Below are 6,689 nucleotides of genomic sequence, written 5' to 3' on the forward strand. Positions count from 1 at the left end.
GGCTCGAGCGTGACGAGGCGAACGCCCATCAGGCCGGGGAACAGGGGCTCGAGGATCTGCTGGACTTGTTCGATGGTTGGCATCTGTGTGTCCGGTTTCAACCCTGGGCGCCGAAGCGGACCGCGGTCCGTGCGCGGGCGCGMGCCGCCTCGATCTCGCGATCGCGCGGATCGGTGGTGGTCACCAGCGATTCGATCAGCGCGCGGGCCGCGGCCGTGACGTCTTCCACCGCGCGGTCGAAGGCCGCCTCGTTGGCTTTCGAGGGGCGAGCGAAGCCGCTGAGCTTGCGCACGAACTGCAGCGATGCGGCGCGCATTTCTTCTTCGGTGGCGGGCGGGTTGAAGTTGAACAAAGTCTTGATACTTCTACACATCATGTCTCCATGCGAGAGGGTCGATGGCGCAGTGTGCGCAAGATCGAGCGCAAGCTCAACCCCGCGCGCCGCGCTACTTCGCCGCCTCCACCTTGATTCTTGCATTCGGCATCTCGCCGAACATCTCGGGCGCGTAGAGCGCCTCGACGCGGCTCGGCGGCAGCGCGAAGTCGCCGACGTTGCTGAGGCGCAGCGTGTACTCCATCTTCACGACGCCCTTGGACAGGTATTCGTAGTAGCTGCGGAAGGCCTCGAAGCTGCGCTCCTCGAAGGCCGGCCAGCCGCTGCCCGAGCGCTTCTCGCCTTGGGTCGCGATCTGCGAGTCGCGGCCCAGTCCGCCGCCGAGGATGGTCGAGCCGCCGGGGATCGGGTCGGTGATCGCGACCCAGGTCATGTCGGCGCTGGCGTTGACCTCGAGGCTCACCCGCAGAACGTCGCCGCGCGTGTAGACGCCGGGCACCGCCTGTTCGACCGCAGTCACGGTCTTCTTGATCGCGTAGCCGGCAGCAAAGGGCGCCTTGAGTTCGACGGCGGCGAGCGACTGCAGCGTGAGCCAGGGCTTGCCGCTGCCGCTCTGCGTCAACAGCAGCGTGTCGCGCGCCGCAGAGGCCGGCCACGGAACGAACATCGTGTTGTTGCGCAGCATCCCCGGCGAGGCCGGTGCGCCGAAAGCGCTGGCCTGGTTCGGTGCTCCGCCCGGGTCGCCGGCCGTCACCCGCTCGACCTTGCGCCAGTCCACCTGCGCCTTGGCCGTGCCCAGGCTGGCCGCTGTTACGCCGGTGACAGGTGTGCTCTCGAAGCGCTTGGAGAATTTCTCGAGCGCCATCCCGCCCCACAGGTTCGCGGTGGTGGTGTGCCAGGCGCCGTTCTGCTGACGACCGATGAAGCCGCTGGCCAGCTTGCCGATGTCGTCCTTCCAGGCCGGATCCTCGAGCACCGCGAGCAGCAGCCGGGCGCTGTTGACGTCGCCGTTGGCCATCAGCCACCACCAGTTGTCGTCCTGCTCGGTGCTGAACAGCAGGCGCGTGCCCTGGTAGCTCAGGCGCGCCTTGAGGACGTTGCCCGCTTCGTCGAGGCGCTGCTGGCGCTGCGGCACATCGGGCACGCGCCGCAGCACCTGCAGCCAGTCGATCACCGCGCTGGTCGGCCACTGGTTGGGCGCGATGGTGATGCTGCCGGTCATGCGGCCCTGCGCCTTGCCGTAGCGCGACAGCGCCTCGAGCGCCGCCAGCTTGCGCACGTCGAGGTCTTTGCGCGGGCTCCAAAACTCGCGCTGGATGCGGCCTTCGACGAAGGCCGCCAGACCTTGCAGCATCGGCGTGCTGGCCGCCTCGGGCAATGCGAAGGCCAGGTCGATCGCGGCCGCCTCGTGCGTCGATGCCAGCAGGTAGGCGGTGAGGATGTCGCTGCCGCGATTCGCTTCGCCATCCCGTGGCGGGAAGTAGTTGGCCAGGCCGTCGCCGTCGAGGTAGGTCGGCAGCTGTGCCAGCATCGCCTGCCAGGCCTTGCGGTCGCGCAGGCCGATGGCCTTGCTGGCCTTCTGCTCGAGGCAGGCGTAGGGGTAGGCGGCGAACCAGTCGCGCACGCCGGTCAGGCCTTCGGCCAGGCGCGGCTGCAGCGACAGCCGCAGGCCGCCGCGACCGGGCAGGGCATCGGCCGGCGGGGGGCCGACATCGAGCGTGAACGGGCCGTCGAGCTGCACCAGGGTCGCCTGCTGCACCGTCAGCGGCACCGCCGGCAGGATGCGCTGGCGCACCTTGAGCGCATCGCGCGCGCCGCCCAGCGTGTCGCGGGCCTCGATATCCCACAGGATCGCCTCGCTGCGCATCTGCGCGAGCTGCGCCGGCGCAGTCACGGTCCAGGCCAGTTCGCGGGCTTCGCCGGCCGGTATCTCGACCGTCTGCGGCGAGAGCGCGAGCAGGCTCGCGCTCKGCCGGGCCTCCACCTTCATCGCGCTGGCGGTGGTGTTGCGCAGCGTGATTTGGGCCCGGAACTGGTCGTCCTCGCGCACCAGGGGCGGCAGGCCGCTGATGATCTGCAGGTCCTGCGTGGCCCGGATCGAGGCCTGGCCTGTGCCGAACAGGCCGCTGCCGGCGTCGGCCACCGCGACGATCCGGAAAGTGGTCAGCGCGTCGTTGAGCGGCACCGTCAGCGTGGCCTGGCCGTTGCCGTCGAGCACCACGGCTGGCTTCCACAGCAGCAGGGTGTCGAGCAGCTCGCGGGTCGGGCTCTTGCCGCCGCCGCCGCCCGCGGGCACGGCCTTGCGGCCGTAGTGGCGGCGGCCGACGATCTCCATCTGCGCGGTCGAGGTGGCGACGCCCCAACTGCGCCGCTGCAGCATGGCTTCGAGTAGATTCCAGCTGTCGTTGGGCAGCAGTTCGAGCAGCGCTTCGTCGACCGCCGCGACCGCGACCTCGGCGCCGGCCGCGGGCTTGCCATCGGGCAGCCGACCGGTGATCGTGACCTGCGCCTGGCTGCGCACCGGGTAGGCGGGCTTGTCGCTCGCCACCTTCACGTCGATGCGATGCGACTGCGTGCCGACCCGGATCTCGGCCAGGCCGAGCCGGTAGGCCGGCTTGCTCAAGTCGACCAGCGCGGTGGGCGCCACATACTCCTTGCCCTCGTACCAGAAGGCCGTCCACCACTCGCGCGGCGCCCTGAAGCCCCAGGTGAAGAAGCTGTACCAGGGCACCTCGCGCAGCCGCCCGCGCAAGGCCAGCACGCTGATGTAGACGTTCGGCCCCCAGTCGGGCTTGACCTGCAGGGTGACCGTCGGATCCTGCCCATTGAGCTGCACCACATGGGTCTCGATCACGCCTTCGCGTTCCACCGACACCAGCGCGGTAGCGAAGCGGAACGGGCTGCGCACCTGGAACCTGGCGACCTCGCCGGGCTGGTAGCTCTTCTTCTCGGGCAGTACGTCGATGCGGTCGTGGTCCTCGCCGCCGAACCAGAGCTCGCCCTGGCGCGTCACGTAGACCGTGGCCGCGGCGCGGCTGTCGCGGCCTTCCTTGTCGGTGGCGCTCGCGATCAGCTCGATCTGGCCCGGCTCCTTGAGCTCGGCCTCGCACAACAGCAGGCCGCGGACATCGCTCTTGCCGCTGCAGATGGTGCCGATCTCCTTCACCTCGGTCTTGTTGTCGTAGGTGTAGAAGCCGCCCACCATGCGCTTGCGGCTGGTGGTGGTGATGCGGGCGATGGCGCGCACGTTGAGCGTCACGCCTTCCTGGGGCTTGCCCGCGAGGTCGAGCGCAAGGGCCTGGAACCTGATCTTCTGGCTGGCCGAGACCCAACCCTCGGTCTTGATGCCGGCGATGACCGCGGCCGGCCACAGCGTGTGGCTGCTGCGCAGCGTCTGCACCTCGCCGTTGGGGTCGGCGTAGCTGGCCTCGAGCAGCAGTTCGCGCGGCGTCGCCCGGGCGACCGGGATGTTGTCGATTGTGAGCTTGCCGGCGCCTTCCCGGTTGAGCGTGAGCGGCAGCTTGTCGGCGATCACGCGGGCCTCGTCAGCGCTCGCCGGGTCGTTGTCGGCGTCCTTGCCCGGAGCGGCGAAGCTGAAGGCATCGAAGTCGTCGAAGGACGGCTGCTTGCCGTGCACCAGCGCAGACACGCGCACCGGCAGCGCCGCCGCGCCGCCGCCGGCCACGTAGTTGATTTGCAGGTCGACCGGCAGCGAGCCGACCGCGACCAGCGGCTTGTTGTCGCCGGGACCGATGCGGCCTTCCAGCACCGGCAGGCGGAACTCCTCGACCCGGAACTGGCCGGTAACATGGCTGCCCGGGCCGCCTTCCTCGGCGCTCGCACCGCCTTCCTTGCCGCTCCTGAGCTCGACCTGGTAGATGCCGAGCCGGGCTGCCGGCGGGATCTCGAAGCTGCTCTCGCTGCTGAGTCCGCCGGTGGCGGTCTTGCGCCATTTCAGCGGCTGCGTGAACTGCTGGCCGCTGCCCGCATGGGTGACGACCAGCGTGTCCGGCAGCGACTCGGGCAGGCCGAACCCCTTTTGTGTCTGGGTCCGGATCAGGTGTTTCATCGACACCGTTTCGCCGGCTCGCAGCAGCATCCGGTCGAACACCGTGTGGGCGATGCGGTCGGGCCGGGGGTCGAGGCTGGTCGGCACGTTGAAGCGCCAGGGCTCGATGCCGCGCTGCCAGTCGCTCCAGGTGAAGGCCAGGTCCTCGACGCCGTCCGCATCCTTGGCGCGGGCGCTGACGAAGTAGGCGCCGGCGCTGTAGTCGTCGTCGGCGGCGCAGGACGGGGCGTCGGCGGAGAGGCCGGACAAGCGGACCAGCCCGTTGGCGTCGGTGCTGCCGGCCGCCACCTCGCGGCCGTCGCAGGTCGATACGCGCACTGCGGCGTTGGCGACCACGCGGCCCTTGTCCAGCGTCGTGGCCCAGGCCACCGCGTTCTCGCGCCCCAGCTTGAAATGCACCGCCAGGTTGGTGGCCAGCGCCGTGGTGCGCACGTACATCGTGCGGCCGCTGCCGTAGCGCTCGTCGAGCAGAGCGTCGCCGAGCTTCTGCGAGGCGATCTCGAGCACGTGGAAGCCGGGAGTCAGTGGAATGCCGACCACCTCGAAGGGCCGCGGGTCGCCGCCCTCGGCCTTCGGCATGTCGAGCGCACGCACGCCGGCCTGGCCGCCGAGCAGCGACAGCATGCGGGTCTGGACGTTGTCGCGCTCGTCCTTGTCGATCACCTTCGGCAGCGCGCCCTTGACGTCGCGCGCGGCCAGCTTGCGTGGCACGCTGTCGTTGTCATAGCGCCGCACCTTGCGGAACCAGGCGATGATTTCCGCATCGCTCTTCGGACTCAGGTCGCTGACCCGGCCCGGCGTGGCGCCGAGGGTCAACGCCTGCACCCGCAGCGCCGGCTCGACGCGGCGCACCGTGACCGGCATCAGCGCCACGCCCCCGGGCTCGGCCAGGCGCTCGACCACGCCGAAGGGCGACGCCGCGAACTTGGCCAGCGGCGGCATCAGGCCGGTCGCGACCTTGAGCGGGAAGCTGTCGGGCGAGGCCAGCGCGCGCCCCGAGGCGTCTTCGAACTTCGGCGGCAGCTCGATCGTGAACGCCGTCTGCTCGGCGAAGGGTCCGGCGAAGCGCAGCGACTCGACCACGCCGTCGTCGTCCTTGGCCGCGTGGTTGTCGAACTCCGGCATGAAGCTCTTGCCGGCGCCCTTGAGCACGATGGCCGCCGCCAGCTTGCGCGCCACCGGCGCGTTGAACTGCAGCACCATCGGCTTGAGCGGCAGGCAGGCCGCGTGCGCGTTCTCGCGCTCGCAAGTGAAGGAAACCGCGAAGGGCTCCCGCACCTCGAAGGCGAGCCGCCGCTCGACGTTGTTGACCACGCCCGAGGGCGTCGCGACGCCCTTGCCGTAGACCAACTGCACCCGGCTGGCCGGCGACAGCGTGCGGTTGCACTGCAGCGTCAGGAAGCGCTGCGGCGCCTTCTCGGCCTCCTTGTCGCGGCGCAGGGCCTTGAGCAGCGCGGCACGCTGCTCGCCGTCGACCTGTCGCACCGGAATGCGTTCGCCGATGCCGCTGGCGGCGCACCAGACGTTCTCCTGCACGCTCTCGGGCGTGGCCGGGCCGTTGAGTTCGAGCAGGAAGATCTGCTGCTCGTCGATCTTGCCGTAGCTGGGCTGCCAGTTGCGGATGAAGGGGCCGCCGCTGTTGAAGCGCCAGCTCTCGGGGCCGCTCAGTGCGGCGCCGCTGGCCGACTGGAAGCCGGCGACCCGCGTCACCGTGCAGCGCACGCCCGGCGGCAGGTCGTTCTCGAAATCGAAGACCCATTGCTTCTCGCCGGTCCAGCGGCCGGTGCCGCGGCCGGCCTCGGCATCGGCGCAGGCGACGGCCAGCGGCGCCGGGGCCTTGGGGTCGCCGAAGCGCACGGCCGGCTGGTCGAACTTGGCGACCACCTGGCGCACGCGCGAGACCTCGCCCTGCGGCGTCAGGCTGGTGATCTGCAGCGCGTGCGACKCGCCGGTGGCCAGGATGGCGCTGGCAGCCAGCAAGAAGGCGGGTGTCGACAGTCTCAAGCGTTGTTCCTCCATCCAGATCCGTAGCGCATCGAGCGTAGCCCATTTGCCCTCGGGCGGCGCCCGGCTCCGGGCCCGTTCCTTACAATTCGGAGCTCGTCGTGCGTGTCTCGCGCGGACCGCTCACAGACCACGCGACCGATGAAACGCTACTGGGAAATCGATGCACTGCGCGGGCTCATGCTCGTGCTGATGACCGTCACCCACCTGCCGACCCGCCTCACGGATCCGCTCGGGCAGCCTTTCGGCTTCGTCTCGGCCGCCGAAGGTTTCGTGCTGCTG

3 protein-coding genes are annotated in these 6,689 nt (G+C 70.1%); 1 reads left to right on the forward strand and 2 read right to left on the reverse strand.

The genetic code is table 11. The annotated features are described in order from the left end of the window. Positions 1–97 precede the first annotated feature (97 nt). Together AC1DY5_RS36870 and AC1DY5_RS36875 are read right to left on the reverse strand one after the other, a co-directional pair. Positions 98–373, reverse strand: coding sequence for a DUF2277 domain-containing protein (locus tag AC1DY5_RS36870; RefSeq protein WP_478119430.1), 276 nt, complete (start codon positions 371–373; stop codon positions 98–100). Between the two features lie 73 nt (positions 374–446). Then, positions 447–6,422, reverse strand: a complete 5,976-nt coding sequence (locus AC1DY5_RS36875; RefSeq protein ID WP_478119429.1) for an alpha-2-macroglobulin family protein — start codon at positions 6,420–6,422, stop codon at positions 447–449. Between the two features lie 90 nt (positions 6,423–6,512). Here AC1DY5_RS36875 and opgC point away from each other — a divergent pair. Next, positions 6,513–6,689 (forward strand): OpgC domain-containing protein (opgC, locus tag AC1DY5_RS36880; protein ID WP_478119431.1); only part of this gene is annotated, 177 nt, incomplete at its 3' end.

The sequence above is a fragment of the Variovorax sp. P4_D9 genome (genome assembly GCF_056401695.1).